General features: G+C 63.2%; 13 protein-coding genes. 5 read left to right on the top strand and 8 right to left on the bottom strand.

The window, feature by feature from the left end; all coding sequences use genetic code 11:
- Positions 1-36: 36 nt before the first annotated feature.
- From ACYG9R_RS14315 to ACYG9R_RS14305, 3 genes are read right to left on the bottom strand one after another with little or no spacing between them, the layout of a single operon-like run.
- On the bottom strand, positions 37-1,119 hold the full coding sequence (locus ACYG9R_RS14315) for an ABC transporter substrate-binding protein (protein ID WP_023824985.1): 1,083 nt from the start codon (positions 1,117-1,119) through the stop codon (positions 37-39).
- A gap of 58 nt (positions 1,120-1,177) precedes the next feature.
- Positions 1,178-1,858 carry a transcriptional regulator BetI gene (gene betI / locus ACYG9R_RS14310; RefSeq protein WP_023670076.1) on the bottom strand — a complete coding sequence of 227 codons (681 nt, stop codon included), beginning with the start codon at positions 1,856-1,858 and terminating at the stop codon, positions 1,178-1,180.
- Positions 1,859-1,885: 27 nt separating this feature from the next.
- A complete protein-coding gene (locus ACYG9R_RS14305) occupies positions 1,886-2,572 on the bottom strand; it encodes a class I SAM-dependent methyltransferase (protein WP_245260131.1) in 687 nt (228 codons plus the stop codon).
- Between the two features lie 314 nt (positions 2,573-2,886).
- Here ACYG9R_RS14305 and ACYG9R_RS14300 point away from each other — a divergent pair, with 314 nt between their 5' ends.
- The 4 genes from ACYG9R_RS14300 to ACYG9R_RS14285 are packed head-to-tail and all read left to right on the top strand — an operon-like array spanning position 2,887 to position 7,584.
- Positions 2,887-4,506, top strand: coding sequence for a phytoene desaturase family protein (locus tag ACYG9R_RS14300; protein WP_023670078.1), 1,620 nt, complete (start codon positions 2,887-2,889; stop codon positions 4,504-4,506).
- Positions 4,493-6,058 (top strand): phytoene desaturase family protein, encoded by a 1,566-nt coding sequence (locus ACYG9R_RS14295; RefSeq protein WP_023824986.1) that lies wholly within the window; start codon positions 4,493-4,495, stop codon positions 6,056-6,058. The genes ACYG9R_RS14300 and ACYG9R_RS14295 overlap by 14 nt, the downstream gene beginning before the upstream one ends.
- Positions 6,059-6,109: 51 nt before the next feature.
- Entirely contained in the window at positions 6,110-7,336 is a 1,227-nt protein-coding gene (locus tag ACYG9R_RS14290) for an aminomethyltransferase family protein (RefSeq protein WP_023824987.1), read from the top strand.
- A gap of 2 nt (positions 7,337-7,338) precedes the next feature.
- Positions 7,339-7,584 (top strand): hypothetical protein, encoded by a 246-nt coding sequence (locus tag ACYG9R_RS14285; protein WP_023690115.1) that lies wholly within the window; start codon positions 7,339-7,341, stop codon positions 7,582-7,584.
- A gap of 3 nt (positions 7,585-7,587) precedes the next feature.
- Here the strand turns inward: ACYG9R_RS14285 and ACYG9R_RS14280 are convergent, their stop codons facing one another.
- The 4 genes from ACYG9R_RS14280 to ACYG9R_RS14265 all read right to left on the bottom strand — a co-directional run bounded on the left by ACYG9R_RS14280 (position 7,588) and on the right by ACYG9R_RS14265 (position 10,756).
- The gene (locus tag ACYG9R_RS14280) at positions 7,588-8,646 is read right to left on the bottom strand and encodes a dipeptidase (protein ID WP_023824988.1); all 1,059 of its coding nucleotides are present in this window, start codon (positions 8,644-8,646) and stop codon (positions 7,588-7,590) included.
- Positions 8,647-8,894: 248 nt separating this feature from the next.
- Complete coding sequence (locus tag ACYG9R_RS14275; RefSeq protein ID WP_023683956.1) at positions 8,895-9,194, bottom strand: GNAT family N-acetyltransferase; 300 nt, start codon at positions 9,192-9,194, stop codon at positions 8,895-8,897.
- Positions 9,187-9,819, bottom strand: coding sequence for an alpha/beta hydrolase (locus tag ACYG9R_RS14270; RefSeq protein ID WP_023824989.1), 633 nt, complete (start codon positions 9,817-9,819; stop codon positions 9,187-9,189). The genes ACYG9R_RS14275 and ACYG9R_RS14270 overlap by 8 nt, the downstream gene beginning before the upstream one ends.
- A 4-nt stretch (positions 9,820-9,823) precedes the next feature.
- Entirely contained in the window at positions 9,824-10,756 is a 933-nt protein-coding gene (locus ACYG9R_RS14265) for a VOC family protein (RefSeq protein WP_023824990.1), read from the bottom strand.
- A 217-nt stretch (positions 10,757-10,973) separates the two neighbouring features.
- Here ACYG9R_RS14265 and ACYG9R_RS14260 point away from each other — a divergent pair, with 217 nt between their 5' ends.
- Positions 10,974-12,512 (top strand): alkaline phosphatase family protein, encoded by a 1,539-nt coding sequence (locus tag ACYG9R_RS14260; RefSeq protein ID WP_031197104.1) that lies wholly within the window; start codon positions 10,974-10,976, stop codon positions 12,510-12,512.
- Between the two features lie 97 nt (positions 12,513-12,609).
- On the opposite strand, the gene ACYG9R_RS14255 is transcribed toward ACYG9R_RS14260, so the two are convergent.
- Positions 12,610-13,914, bottom strand: a complete 1,305-nt coding sequence (locus ACYG9R_RS14255; protein ID WP_023706302.1) for a PRC-barrel domain-containing protein — start codon at positions 13,912-13,914, stop codon at positions 12,610-12,612.
- Positions 13,915-14,143: the final 229 nt, after the last annotated feature.

Genomic DNA, 14,143 nt, shown 5'->3' with positions numbered 1-14,143 from the left:
GCACTGACAGGCAGACGGAGGAGGCCGGACAGAGCTTTAGTAGCCTGCCTTGATCTTCTCGAATTCGGCGATCATCTTGAGCTTGAGCGACGACGGCACGGGCGATTGGAACAGGGTCTTGTCGACGAATTTCTGCACGTCGTCATAGCCCTTTTCTTTCAGGATCGCCGGGTCGACGCCGGCCATGCCCTTGGCGTTGGCCTGGCCATAACCCCAGTCCTTGACCAGCACCTTGGCGATCTCGGGATCGTTGATCGCGTTGAGGTAGTCATAGGCCTTGTCGACATTGCCGGGTGCGTCCTTGAACAGCACGTAGCCGCAGACCCAGGTCGAGATGCCTTCGTCCGTATCCTTCTTGGACTTGATCGGCACACCGGCAGCGACGGATTGTACCGTGGCATCGTTCCATGCCCAGGCGAGATCGACCTCGCCGCCGCTCAGCAACTGCACGACGTCGGTGGTATCGGTCCAGTAGGAGCGGACATTCTTGTGCACCTGACGCAGGAAGTCGGAAGCCTGCTTGAACTGGTTGTCCGTCATCTTGGTCCAGTCCTTGAGCCCGATGGCAAGGTTGGCCAGCGCATAGGCGTCGTCGACATTGTCGCCGATTGAGACCCGCCCCTTGAACTTGGGATCGGCGAAGGCCTTCAGCGACTGCACATCCTTCGCGTCGATCTTGTCGGAGTTGTAGGTGAGCTGGGTGTTGCCCCAGTCCCACGGCATGAACCAGGCCTTGCCGTCCGACGTGGTGGCCAGATCCTTCATCGCCATGATGCCGGGATTGAGATCCTTCCAGCCGGTGATCTTCGAGGTGTCGAGCGGCTGCAGCAGCCCCGCCTCACGCCACTTTGTCACGCTCTGCGAGCAGGGATGGCCAAGATCGGCCTTGAAACCGGAGCGCACTTTCTCGAAGGCTTCGTCCTCGTCGCCGAAGAAGGCGAAGGTCGGCGAGTCGCCGTTCTTCTCGACATATCTGGGGTGGAAGCTCGGGTCCTCATAGCCGGACCAGTCGAACACGATCAGGTCCTTGTCGGCGGCGACCGCAAGCGCGGCGGCCGAAGCCGCCAGCGTCGCCGTCAGCGCCAATGTCAGTGTCAGGCGTCGGGTTGTTCTTTTCATGCTGTTCCATCCTCTTTGTTTCTGATTGTTCGCTCCGGCTTGGATCCGCCGGTTGTTGTCAACGTCCGCTGTCCGGCGGATAGTGTTTCGGAAAGGCGGCTGACAGGAATTCGTTTGCCGCCTGCAGCGCGCTCTCACGGGTGACGTCCTCGGTGCCCATCATCAGCCGCAGCCACAAGCCCTCCAGCATGGCGCTGAGCGCGAGCGCCATGACCTGCGGCTCATAGGCATAACCACCGCCCTGCTTGAGCGTGGCACAGAGGTCGATGAAGATCTTCTGGTAGGCCGCGTCGCGCGCGCCGCACAGCGCCTGGTAGGTCGGCCGCGACTTGGCCTCGCCCCAGAACGCGCACCACGCCGCGAGCTTGCGCTTGTTGCAGATCGAACGGTCGAAATCGGCGGCGACCAGCGCCCGCAGCTGCCGGGCTGGATCCTCGCCGGCCTTGGTCAGCGCGACGCGCCAATGCGCCGCATATTCGTCGGCCATATAGGCCAGCGTGGCGACGAGCAGCTTCTCCTTGCTCTCGAAATGGAAGTTGACGATGCCGCGCGACAGGCCGGCGCCGTCAGCGACATCGGCCATCGTCGTTTCCGAATAACCGCGCTTGGCCAGCGAATCGATGGTCGCTTCGATCAGCTGCTGTTGCCTGACCTCCTTCGACGCCTTGCGGCCGCGTTTTTCCGGCTCGGTTTTTCCAGACGTGTCGGAGGATCGCTCTTCGCGCGCTGCAGCTTTCATCGGTGCCGTCATGCTCCACATTGCCGGCTATCCCACCACAGCCGGCTTCCACCCGCGAAGATGAGTGGGACGGTGCTCGCCACTGTCAAGCACCTTCTGCATGGCCTCCCAGGTTCGTATGTTCTTGTCGATATAGGCCGCTCCGACTGCGGCTGCCGCCGTCTGGTAGAGCGGGCCTTTCAGCCTTTCCAGCTCGCCGCGCGCGACCTTGCGATACCAAGAATTGCGGTCCTTCACAGTGACATCGGCAAAGCCGGCGCTGCGCATCGCTTGCGCATAGCGTGCCGGCGAGGCCATGGCGAAGGACAGGCCTTCGGCCGCGACATAGGCCTTCATCTCAGATGACGGCTCGCCGTCATGGCCGATCAGCCAGTCGGAGGCGGCAAAGACGCCGCCCGGTTTGAGCACGCGGAAGATTTCGGCAAACAGCGCGTCCTTGTCGGGCACATGCAAAAGCGCGTCCTTGGAGAACACAACATCGAAGGCGCCATCGGTGAAAGGCAGCGCTCCGGGTGACGCCTGGATGAAGCTGGCGCGGTCTGAGAGCCCGCGTGCAGCAGCCCGCGTTCTGGCCGCCTCGATCACCGGGCGTTCGATGTCGAAGCCGGTGGCATGGGCTGCACCGTGGCGCTCGATCAGATGCAACGCGATGCCGCCGGAGCCGCAGCCTATGTCGAGGATCGTCTTGCCCTTGAGCGACAGGCCTTCGACCACCCGGTCGACCTCGTCGGGTCCGCCCGGCGACAGATAACCCTCGCCCCACAGCGCCTCGAGGAAGCGGATCGCGGGTCGTCATATTCCGGCTCGCCATCTGCCGTTTCGATCATCAGACTTTAAGTCCCATCAGCCGAATTGCGCAGGTTCGAATGCCGGCAAAGCGTAGCGTATTAACAGGAAAACGCAATATTATTTGTTGAACATTCATTCAGAATGGCTGGACAGAATAGCCGCTGCCGTGCCAAATTCCGCGCATTCGGCGACAAATCACGCGAAAATGAAGGGTCGAGCACCATGAAGGCTGGGCGCGAATGAAAGCTTGGGATGCGATCGTCATCGGCGGCGGGCACAACGGCCTGGTCAACGCCTGCTATTTGCAACGCGCCGGGCTCGACGTGCTGGTGGTGGAAAAGAACGACTGGGTCGGCGGCGCCGCCACCAGCCGCGAGCTGACGCCGGGCTTCCTCTACTCCAACTGCTCCTATGTCTGCTCGCTGTTTCGCCCCGAGATCATGCGCGACCTCGAACTGCCGCGTTTCGGCTTGCAGGTTATTTCCTATGAAGGCGGCGCCGTGTTCACCCGCGACGGCGACTACCTCGCCAACTACCGTGACCACGATGCGCACCGGCGCGAATTCGCCCGCTTCTCCAGGCGCGACGCGGAGGCCTATGACCGCTATTCGCGCGACGTGACGCGGCAGTGCCGTTTCATCCAGCCGCTGCTGATGCGCACCGCACCGGACCCGGCCAGTCTCAAGCCGCGCGACCTCGGAGAGCTTCTCTATCTCGGCAAGAAATTCGTCGGCCTGTCATCAGAAGAAATGGCGCTGACGCTGCGCTTCTGGACCATGTCGATCTCGGAATTCCTCGACGAATATTTTGAGACCGATGTCATCAAGGCGAACTTCGCTTTGTCCGGCATTATCGGTACCGCGCTCGGGCCGATGTCGCCCGGCACAGCCTACGTGCTGCTGCACCATTATATGGGTGAGGTCGACGGCTCGGTCGGCGCCTGGGGCTATGCGCGCGGCGGCATGGGCGCCGTCACCAAGGCGCTCGCCGCTTCATTCAAGGCGTCCGGCGGCGCTATCCGCACCGGCGCCGAGGTCGACCATGTGCTGGTGAGCCGAGGCAAGGCCAAGGGCGTGGTGCTGGCCGGCGGCGAGGAGGTCTACGGCAAGCTCGTCGTCTCCAACGCCGACGTCAAACGCACATTCCTGAAACTGGTCGAGGAGAAGGAACTGCCCGACATTTTCCTGCGGCGGGTCAGGAACTTCAAGATCCGCGGCTCCTCCGGCAAGGTCAACATCGCGCTGGATTCTCTGCCGGAATTCCCGGCACTGCCGAAGGATTCACCCGTTTATCGCGGCGACATGCATTTCACCGATTCCATGGAGCGCATGGAGCGCGCCTATGACGACTGGAAGGCCGGTCGCTGGTCGGCCGACCCATTCCTCGACATGGTCATCCCAACGACGCTCGACCCGACCATGGCGCCGCCGGGCAAGCATTTCATGAGCTGCTTCGTGCAGTACGCACCGCCCAAGGTGAACGGCCGCGACTGGACCGATGCCGACCGCGACGGTTTCGCCGAAAGCGTAGTTGCGCAGATCGCCGAATACTCGCCAGGCTTCCGCGACCGCATCGTCCATATGGAGGTGCGCACGCCGCGCGAGATCGAAGCCGAGGTCGGCCTCACCGAAGGCAACATTTTCCAGGGCGAGCTGACCTTCGACCAGCTGCTGTTCAACCGCCCGGTGCCGGGCTACGCACAATACCGCTCGCCGGTCGGCGGGCTCTATATGTGCGGCTCCTCGACACATCCCGGCGGCGGCGTCATGGGCGCACCCGGCCGCAATGCGGCAGCCGAGATCCTGCGCGACCTCGCCAAATCGACCTCCCATATGAGCCCGGCCCATGACGTCATTTGATGCCATCATCATAGGCGGCGGCCATAACGGCCTTGTCGCTGCCGCCACTCTGGCGAAAGCCGGCCGCAAGGTGCTGGTGCTGGAAGCGGCCGGCGATGTCGGCGGCGCGGCGCGCACCGAAGAGTTTGCGCCGGGTTTTCGGGTCTCCTCGATCGCGCATGTGCTGAACCGCCTGCACCCCGACGTGGTGAAGACATTGGAGCTGGAGAAACACGGGCTGCAGGTCACCCGCGCAGACTTCATTCCGTCGGTCGCCTTGGCGAGGGACGGCCCGCCGCTTGTCCTGCATGGCGCCTATGGCGAAGTGCTGACCGGCTCCACTCCGTCCGAGCAGTCCGCCTGGAAGGAATTGCGCGCGCAACTCATGCGCTATGCCGGCATCCTGAAACCGTTCCTGTCGCGGCGCCCGCCCGATCTCGGTGGCATGTCGCTGCTTGAAACCGCAGCGCTCGGCCAGACGGCCGTGGCGCTGAAAAAGCTCGGCAAGGAAGACATGCGCGACTTCCTGCGCGTTCTCCTGATGAACGTCGCCGACCTGCTCGACGAGCAGCTTGCCGATATCAGGCTGAAGGGCCTGCTTGCCTTCGACGCCACGCTTGGTAGCCACCTCGGCCCGCGTTCGCCGACCTCCCTGCTCGGCCTCTACTATCGGCTGGCCGGCGAGACCGGCGGCAAAACCGGCGCGCAGATGCTGCCGAAAGGTGGGATGGGTGCAGTCGTCGCCACGATCCGCGCGGCGGCGGAGAAAGCCGGCGTCACCGTCCGCACGGCAGCGCCCGCGGCCAGGATAGTCGTCGAGAAAGGCCGCGCCCTCGGCGTGACGCTCGACGGCGGCGAGGTGCTTCACGCCAGAACGATCGTTTCCGCCATCAACCCGGCGACCACAATGCTCGATCTCGTCGGCCCGCGCGAGATCGACACGGGTTTCGTGCGCAAGGTAAAGAACATCCGCATGAGGGGCGACGCGGCGAAGCTCCATCTGGCGCTCGATCGGCCACCGCAATTTTCCGGCGTCGACGCCGATAATCACAAGGGCCGTCTGGTTATCGCGCCCTCGCCCGACCATGTCGAGCGCGCCTTCAACCCGTCGAAATATGGCGAGTTCTCAGCCGAACCGGTGATGGAGATCACACTGCCGTCGCTCTCCGACCCGTCGCTCGCGCCAAGCGGCGCCTGCGTGCTGTCGGCGATCGTGCAATACGCGCCTTATGCGCTGAAAGAGGGTTGGGATGCCGGCAAGCCGAAATTCCTCAAGGCTGTTATGGCGCAGCTCGAAGCGTACGCCCCCGGTATCGGCAAGTCCGTGCTGCATGCCGAGCTTTTGACGCCAGCCGATATCGAAGCCAATTGCCGCATGCCGGGCGGCCATTGGCACCACGGCGAATTGCAGGCCGACCAGATGTTGATGTCGCGGCCCGTCTCCGGCTGGTCGGGCTACGACACGCCGATCGAGGGGCTGTTCCTGGCCGGCGCCGGTTCGCATCCGGGCGGCGGCGTTTCGGGTGCTCCCGGTTTGAATGCGGCGCGGCGCATCATCGCGATGAGGGGATGATCGGATGTTTCAGCCAGTCAACGCCGCACTTTACGGCGAAGGAATGCCGTCATGACGAGTCCGATCAACAACGCCGCCCGCACCACAGCGCAGTCGCATTTCCGCACACTGCGTCTCGGCACGCCGTTCCAGCCGCGCATCGATGCGCTGGCCAAAACTCAGGACTGGTACAATTGGGCCGGCTATCGCGCGCCGCATTCGCTGTGGGACGAGGAACTCGAATATTTCGCCATCCGCAGCCAGGCGGCTTTGTTCGACATCTCGCCGATGACCAAATACCGCATCGAGGGGCCGGATGCCGAAGCCTTCCTCGATCGCGTCACGCTGCGCGATGTCACCAAGCTGAAACCGGGCCGCGTCCACTACACCGCATGGTGCGACGACGAAGGTTTTGTCCTCGATGACGGCACGCTGTTCCGGCTGTCGCCGACCCGCTTCCGCCTGTGTTCGCAGGAGCGGCACCTGCCCTGGCTGCTCGACAGCGCCATCGGTTTCGAAGTGACCGTCGAAGAAGAGACTGAAAGCGTCGCTGGTCTCGCTCTGCAAGGCCCAACCTCCTTCGCCGTGCTGCGCGAGGCCGGCTTTGCCGGCGTTGAAAAACTCAAAGTGTTCGATCTCGCCGAGTTCCCGCATGACGGTAGCACCGTCACCATCTCACGCACCGGCTTCACCGGCGATCTCGGCTACGAACTGTTCGTGCCGGCCGAAAAAGCGCTCAGCCTCTGGGACCGCCTGATGACGGCAGGCGAACTGCGCGGCATCCGCGCCATCGGCTACGCCGCCCTCAACCGCGCCCGGCTGGAAGCCGGCCTCATCGTCGCCAATGCCGACTTCACCACCGCCGAGCATGCCATTCGCGCCGACCGTCTGCGCATGCCGGACGAGATCGGTCTCGGCTTTATGGTCGATTTGGGAAAAGGCCATTTCAATGGCCGCCGCGCCATGCTCGAAGCGCGCGCCAAACGCAAGCTGCGCCACATGCTGGTCGGGCTGGAGATCGAAGGCAACATCCCGGCCGAGCACGCCATCGTCTACCACAAGAAGCATCAGGAGGTCGGGCTGGTCAGCGCCGCCATCTGGTCGCCGATGGCCAAGCGCAATATCGCCATCGCCTCGCTGACGCGTCCCTATGGTGATACGATGGTGGAAGACCTCTGGGTCGAGATCTACGCCATGCGCGAGTTGCAGTACCAGAAGCTGATGAAGCGGGCCAAGGTGGTGGCCCGTCCTTTCATCAAGCTCGACCGCCGCACCGCCAATCCGCCGGCGGATTTCTGATCATGGCCGACGAACCGGATGATGAGACGGAAGCCGCCGAACAGTGGCAGCTGGTCAACACGCCGCTCGGCGAAAAATGGTCGGGTCGTACCCGCTATGCCGCCGCCATGTACTTCTACAAGCGCGGCGAAATGAGCGCCGAGACGCTCGAAGTCTACCGCATCTGCGCGCGGCTGGACTGGGAGAACCCGCTGCCGATGATCAGGGATCGCGGCGGCCAGGATTGGCTGAAGCGCATGGGCGCTTAAGCCTCAGCCTATGGTTCTTTCGAGAACGTTCAGCCAGTTGCGATAGGCTATCTTCTCGATCAACGCGCGTCCGAAACCGCGCGCGGCCAGCGCATCTATCAGCTTCGGCAGACCGGCAACGTCGCCGATGACGGCCGGAATCATCGCCCCGTCGAAATCCGAGCCGAGACCGACGCCGTCCTCGCCCAGCGCCTGCAGCAGCGAGTCGACATGGCGCACCATGATGTCGAGGCTGGTGTCCGAATTCATCCGTCCGTCTTCACGCAGGAAGCCGGTGGCGAAGTTGAGCCCGACCATGCCGCCGGTCTCGCGGATAGCGCCGAGCTGCCAGTCCGTCAGGTTGCGCGAATGGGTGCACAGCGCATGCACGTTGGAATGAGTGGCGACCAGCGGCGCATCGCTGAGCGCGGCGACATCGCGAAAGCCCTTTTCGTTGAGATGTGACAGGTCGACCATGATCTTGAGCTGATTGCAGGCCTTGACCAGCGCCTTGCCGGCATCGGTCAGCCCCGGTCCGGTATCGGGCGACGACGGAAAGCGGAACGGGACGCCATGGCCGAAGGCGTTGGGTCGGCTCCAGACAATGCCGAGCGAGCGCAGGCCGGCTTCGTAGAGCACGTCGAGCAAGGTAAGTTCGGGATCGATCGCCTCGACGCCTTCAATATGAAACACCGCCGCGATCGAACCTTTCGCCATCGCCTCGCGAATGTCACCGGCACTGCGGCAGACGGTCAGCGCGCCCGCGCGCTCCAGCCGAAACAGGATCGAGGCCATGCCGATGGTGGAATTGAGCGCATCAGCGCGTGGCAGTTCCGGCGGCAATGGCTCATTGTCGCTCGGCGCCGGCGGCACCGCAGCACGTTTGCTCTTCTCGACCGGCGGTGGAAAGATCGCGAACATGCCGCCGGCAAAGCCGCCCTTCTTGGCGCGCGGCAGGTCTATATGACCGCCCTGCGTCCCCTCGATGAACAGCTTTTCGACGTCGGTGTCTTTCGACTGGTACAGTCGCAGCAGCGTGTCGTTGTGGCCGTCGAAGACGGGGACGAGATCGGATTCGGTCATCAGGAAGCCATTCGGTCAGTTGGCAGGAGCGGACGAACCGCAGCGAACTGTGTACTTAGGCAAGAAGGCCGAACTGCGCAAATGCCAGAGAGGCGTTCGCTCTTGTGGCTGAGCGACTCCGACCACCTGCCGGTCCCCGCTGCTTCGCAGCGTCCCGGCGTTCGCCGGCCTTTCATCATGCCACCGGCACGATGAATTCGCCTTCGGCGACCGGCAACTCACCCCACAAGGGAAGAAGGGAAAAAGGTCTATTGCTTCAGCACATCCGCCCATTCCGGATGGCGGCGGAACTGGGCGTTGGCGAAGGGGCAGAGCGGGATGATCTTCTTGCCCACTGCCCGCGCATCCTCGACGGCGCGGGTGACGAGCCGAAGGCCGGCGCCCTGGCCGCGAAACACGTCCGGCACTTCGGTGTGATCGATGATGATCTGGTGCTCGCCGACCTTGGTGAAGGTCATTTCCGCCTCGGCGCCACCGGGTCCGCGCAGCACATAACGTCCCTTCGAGCCGCGGTCCTCGAGTTCGATCTCAGGCAATTCGTCAGGCATCGCTTGCTCCTTCAACCGGCGCATCGGCAAAAAGCCGCCTCGCCGCTTCGATCTCGTTTGGCCGAATTTCGTGGCCGCCATCGTGCCACTCCACTGTGACATCGGCGCCATCGGCGCGCAAATAGGCCTCCAGCCGGGATGTCAGGTTGGGCGGGCAAATCGGATCGCGTTTGCCGGCGGTGACCAGGATGCGGCGTCCGGCAAGGCTGCCCTGCACGTGCGGTTCGAACGGGATCAGCGGGTGCATCAGCACCGCGGCATCGAACAGCTCGGGCGCGGCGAACATTACGGACGCCAGGATGTTGGCGCCGTTGGAATAGCCGAGACCCAAGACCGAAGATGGCCTTGCCGCTGCCACCTGCGCCTTGATGAAACCGGCCATCTTGGCGGTCGCCCGCGCGAGGTCGTCCATGTCGTAGACGCCCTCGCCGGTGCGGCGGAAGAAACGCGCCGCACCATGCTCGAAAACATCGCCGCGCGGCGATACGATCGTCGCCTGCGGTGCGAGGTCGCGCCCGAGCGACAGCAGCTGGCTCTCGTCCGCGCCGGTGCCGTGAAAGACGAAGAGCAGGGGGCCGCCGGGCGAACCCGGCAGCGCCTTATGGAAGTAAGCTTCCTTGCTCATCGTCTCAGCCCTCCAGCTTCTGCAGATGCTCTTCAAGATAGGGCCGCAGATGCTGGTGCTGCGTCGGCAGCTTCAGCGCCTCGCCGAGATGGGCAGTGTCCTCGTCGCGGTCGAAACCCGGCTCATTGGTCGCAACTTCGAACAGCACGCCGCCCGGCGTGCGGAAGTAGATCGCCCAGAAATAGTCGCGGTCGATCACCGGCGTCACGCCGTAACCCGTATCGATCAGCGCCTTGCGCACTTCGAGCTGCTTGGCGCGGTTCTCCACCGCGAAGGCGACATGGTGGACCGAGCCGGCGCCGAGATTGGCAAAGCCCGCCGTAGGCAGCGATTCAATATCGACGACGTCAGCGCCGTTGCCGTTCTTGATGGCGAGCCGGCTGACATTGCCGGACTTGTCCACTTGCTCATAGCCCATGAACTTCAACAGCTCTTCCGTGGCGCCACCATCCTTCAATCTGAGGGAGACCGAGTGGAAGCCGCGTATGGCCTCATCAGCGGGAATGCCGCCTTTCAACCATGGCGCGCGGCTGTCCGCTTTGTCTTCGACCAGCGCGAAACCGTCGCCGTCGGGACCGGCGAAGGCCAGCCGCTTCTCGCCGAACGTCTCTTCGCCGGAGACACCCGCAACGCCTTCATCGGCGAAGCGCTTTTCCCAATAGCCGAGCGTGCCGGCCGGCACCGAATAGGCCGTGGTCCCGACCTCGCCGACGCCGTGGCGACCCCTGGCAATGTCCGGGAACGGAAAATAGGTCATCACCGAGCCGGGCGTACCGTGCTCGTCACCATAATAGAGGTGATAGACATCTGGCGCGTCGAAGTTGACGGTCTTCTTGACCCGGCGCAGGCCGAGCTTGTGCGTGAAGAAATTATTGTTCTGGCGCGCATCGCCGGCCATCGACGTCACGTGATGCAGGCCCTTGATCTGGTCGAGCATTGTCTTGCTCCTTCCCTTCGGTTTGCGGCTCTTGCCGCTGTCCACGCCTATATGAGGGGCCGCCTGGCAATGGCAAAGGCGGCAAACTCAGAATGGACTGTATCCCAATAGTGAACAGCAGGAAATTTTCGTTCACCATTTAAGCAAGACTGACAGGCTTGCGCTGCCGCCAAATTCCGGTTCATTGAACGTCTTCCCGACGTGACAGGATAGAGCATTGGCCGCGAAAAGCAGACGCCCGAACATCCTATTGATCTCCTGCGACCAATGGCGGGGCGATTGCCTGTCGGCTGCCGGCCATGCCGTGGTGAAGACGCCGAATGCCGATGCGCTCGCCGCCGAAGGCGTCCTTTTCATGCGGCATTACGGCGGCGCGGCGCCCTGCTCGCCGGCCCGCGCGTGCCTCTACACCGGCCTCTACCAGATGAACAATCGCGTCTGCCGCAACGGCACGCCGCTCGACGCCCGCCACGGCAACATGGCGCTTTCGGCCCGCGCCCTCGGCTATGATCCGACTTTGTTCGGCTACACCGACGTCTCGCCCGATCCGCGCACGATGGCGCCGGGCGATCCCCGGCTGAAAAGCTATGAGGGCGTGCTGCCCGGCTTCAGCGTTCGCCAGTTCCTGCCTGAGCATCAGAAACCATGGCTGTCATGGCTGAAGGCACGTGGCGTCGACACCAGCGCGGGCTCTCCCGGCATTCACCGCCCCGTAGGCGGGGAAGCGGGCGACGCCGTGACCAGCGCGCCGCCTGTCTATTCCAGGGACGAGACGCCGACCGCTTTTCTTGCCGGCGAATTCATTCGCTGGCTGGACGAACAGGATTCGCCATGGTTCGCGCATGTCTCCTTCATCAGCCCGCATCCGCCCTTTGTCGTACCGCGGCCCTACAACACGCTGTATGATCCGGCGGACGGACCGCCCTTCCGCCATGTCGAGACTTGGCAGGCCGAGGCGCAAAGGCATCCCTATCTGGCTTACGACCTTGGTCGCCAGAAGCGGAGAAGCTTCCGCCCCGGCACCGACGGCCACGTGCGCGACTGGGGCGACGACAACATCCGGGCCATCCGCGCGATCTATTACGGCATGATCTCGGAGGTCGACGCGCAGCTTGGCCGCATCTGGCAAGCGATCAAGACGGCGAATGCATGGGATGACACCATCATCGTGCTGACTTCGGACCACGCCGAGATGATGGGCGACCATTTCATGCTGGGCAAAGGCGGCTTCTTCGACGGCAGCTATCACATCCCATTGATCGTGCGCGACCCGCGTCACGGCAATGCAGCCGGCTCGACCGTCAACCACTTCACCGAGGCCGTCGACATCTTCCCGACCTTGCTCGATCTGCTGGACGCCGACGCCCAGCTGCATCTCGACGGCCGCTCGCTAAAACCGTTCCTGCAAGATGAACCGCCTAAGGATTGGCGCGACGCGGCGCATTGGGAGTTCGACTTCCGCTCGATTGCCAGCGGTGAGGCCGAACGGCATTTCGGCATCGGCTCGCGCCAGTGCAACCTCGCCGTCATCCGTACGGAAAAATTCAAATACGTGCATTTCGGCGGCGGCCTGCCGCCGCTGCTCTTCGACATGCAGAAGGATCCGGGCGAACTGGCCAACGTTGCCGCCGACCCGGCCTATCTCAGCGTGCGGCTTGAATTTGCCGAGCGACTGCTTGCCTGGCGCGCCGAGCATCTTGACCAGTCGTTGGCGCTTGCAGAGCTGACGGACGAAGGGGTGGTGGATATGTGGTAGGCAGTAGGCAGTAGGCAGTAGGCAGTAGAATGTTCTGGCGGCCTGATTGCCTCGTCACTCGGTTTCGCCTACTGCCCAATCCCTACTGCCTATTCCCTTACTGTACCATCATCCGCTGCTGGTCGCGCTTCTCGGCATAGCTGCCCTTGTCATACGCAGCCTGCGCCTGCAGCTGCTCCTTGGTGAAGTTGGTGTAGAGATATTTGTTGCCGTCCTTGTCGGTCATGAATTTGAGCTTGTCCATGCCGACCGCGACCTCCTTGGCGCCGATGCCTAGAAAGCCGCCGACATCGATGATGACGGCATCCGGCTTGCTGTCGGGCGTGAGCACGACGTCGCCGATCTCGCCGACCTTGGCGTCGTTGGCGCCATAGACGGTGGTGCCCTTCAGGTCGTCGCCTCTGATGTTACCGACCGGCATTTCGGTCAGTGTGGACTTGTCGATCGCTGCCGTTTGCGTCGGATCGGTGGCTTTTGTACCGGCCGGAGCTTCCGCGGTCTTGTCCGCGGGCTGAGCATTGTCAGCCGGTGCAACGGCCGTCGGGGCAGCCGGAGCAGTCGGTTGCGTCGCGTCGGACGTTGTCGTCACCGGCGCCGGATCATAGGGCTTGCGGTCGAAATCAGGCTGCGCCTGCAGTTCCTCCTTGGTGGTCTGCGCCACCAGCCAGCGATCGCCGTTCTTTTCGGCCCACTGCGCCTTGGCGAAATCATAGGTGACATTCTTTTCACCCATGCCAAGGAAGCCGCCGACGCCGATCACCAGCGACTGCGCCTTGCCATCCTTGGTCAGCACGATGTCGTTGACGTCGCCGATATTCTGGGCATCGTCGCCAGTGCCATTGTAGACATTCTCGCCGATGATGTTGGTTGCGAGATTGCCGTCAGCGCGTTTCACCGCCGGTTCTGACGGCGCGGCGTTGAGATCAACCGGCTTCTGCGGGTCGTTCTGCGCCGTGGAAGCAGTGGCCGGGGCCGGATCGTAGGGCTTGCGGTCGAAATCGGGCAGCGCCGTCAACGCTTCTTTCGTCGTCTCGGCGACGAGCCAGCGGTCACCATTCCTCTCGACCCATTGCAACTTGCCGTAGTCGAAGGCGACGTTCTTGCTGCCTATGCCGAGGAAGCCGCCAACGCCGATAATGGCGGATTTCGCCTGGCCGTTTTCATCGAGGACGACGTCGCTGACGTCACCGATCTTCTGCGCATCGTCGCCAGTGCCATTGTAGACGGACTCGCCGATGATATTGGTCATCAGCGCGCCGTCGGCCTGTTGCGGCGCCGGCGCGATGGTAGCAGGGGCTTCAGCCGGCGCTGGGGTCGTCGCCGGGGCCGTCGTTGACTGCGCAAACGCACCGGTAGCGATCAGCGTTGCGAGTGCAGTCGTCGCGAACAGTGTGCGGATCATGATTAAGTCTCCTCTTGCGTGATCTCATGCGCGCCGCAATCGGCAAACCACTTGCCGGGAGACCGAAGGCGGCGCCTCCAATGGGATCACAACGTTGTGACAAGGCGCTTGTTCCGAAAAAACGGGAGCATCGAAATACCCTGGGCAAGTCCGCGGAATCGCCCGACATTCCGCCCGGCCGATGGAACCTTTGCCAAGCTTGCCCGTTTCAGCCTGCGGCTGGCATTCC

This window comes from Mesorhizobium sp. RSR565B (genome assembly GCF_054719465.1).
This window is presented reverse-complemented; position numbering and strand designations above follow the sequence as displayed.

Excerpts from the sequence above, each read along its gene's own strand:
- ACYG9R_RS14300 (WP_023670078.1), top strand. The coding sequence starts at position 2,887 with ATGAAAGCTTGGGATGCGATCGTCATCGGCGGCGGGCACAACGGCCTG.
- ACYG9R_RS14265 (WP_023824990.1), bottom strand. The coding sequence starts at position 10,756 with ATGCTCGACCAGATCAAGGGCCTGCATCACGTGACGTCGATGGCCGGC.
- ACYG9R_RS14275 (WP_023683956.1), bottom strand. The coding sequence starts at position 9,194 with ATGCCTGACGAATTGCCTGAGATCGAACTCGAGGACCGCGGCTCGAAG.
- ACYG9R_RS14290 (WP_023824987.1), top strand. The coding sequence starts at position 6,110 with ATGACGAGTCCGATCAACAACGCCGCCCGCACCACAGCGCAGTCGCAT.
- ACYG9R_RS14270 (WP_023824989.1), bottom strand. The coding sequence starts at position 9,819 with ATGAGCAAGGAAGCTTACTTCCATAAGGCGCTGCCGGGTTCGCCCGGC.
- ACYG9R_RS14315 (WP_023824985.1), bottom strand. The coding sequence starts at position 1,119 with ATGAAAAGAACAACCCGACGCCTGACACTGACATTGGCGCTGACGGCG.
- ACYG9R_RS14255 (WP_023706302.1), bottom strand. The coding sequence starts at position 13,914 with ATGATCCGCACACTGTTCGCGACGACTGCACTCGCAACGCTGATCGCT.
- betI (WP_023670076.1), bottom strand. The coding sequence starts at position 1,858 with ATGAAAGCTGCAGCGCGCGAAGAGCGATCCTCCGACACGTCTGGAAAA.
- ACYG9R_RS14280 (WP_023824988.1), bottom strand. The coding sequence starts at position 8,646 with ATGACCGAATCCGATCTCGTCCCCGTCTTCGACGGCCACAACGACACG.
- ACYG9R_RS14285 (WP_023690115.1), top strand. The coding sequence starts at position 7,339 with ATGGCCGACGAACCGGATGATGAGACGGAAGCCGCCGAACAGTGGCAG.
- ACYG9R_RS14295 (WP_023824986.1), top strand. The coding sequence starts at position 4,493 with ATGACGTCATTTGATGCCATCATCATAGGCGGCGGCCATAACGGCCTT.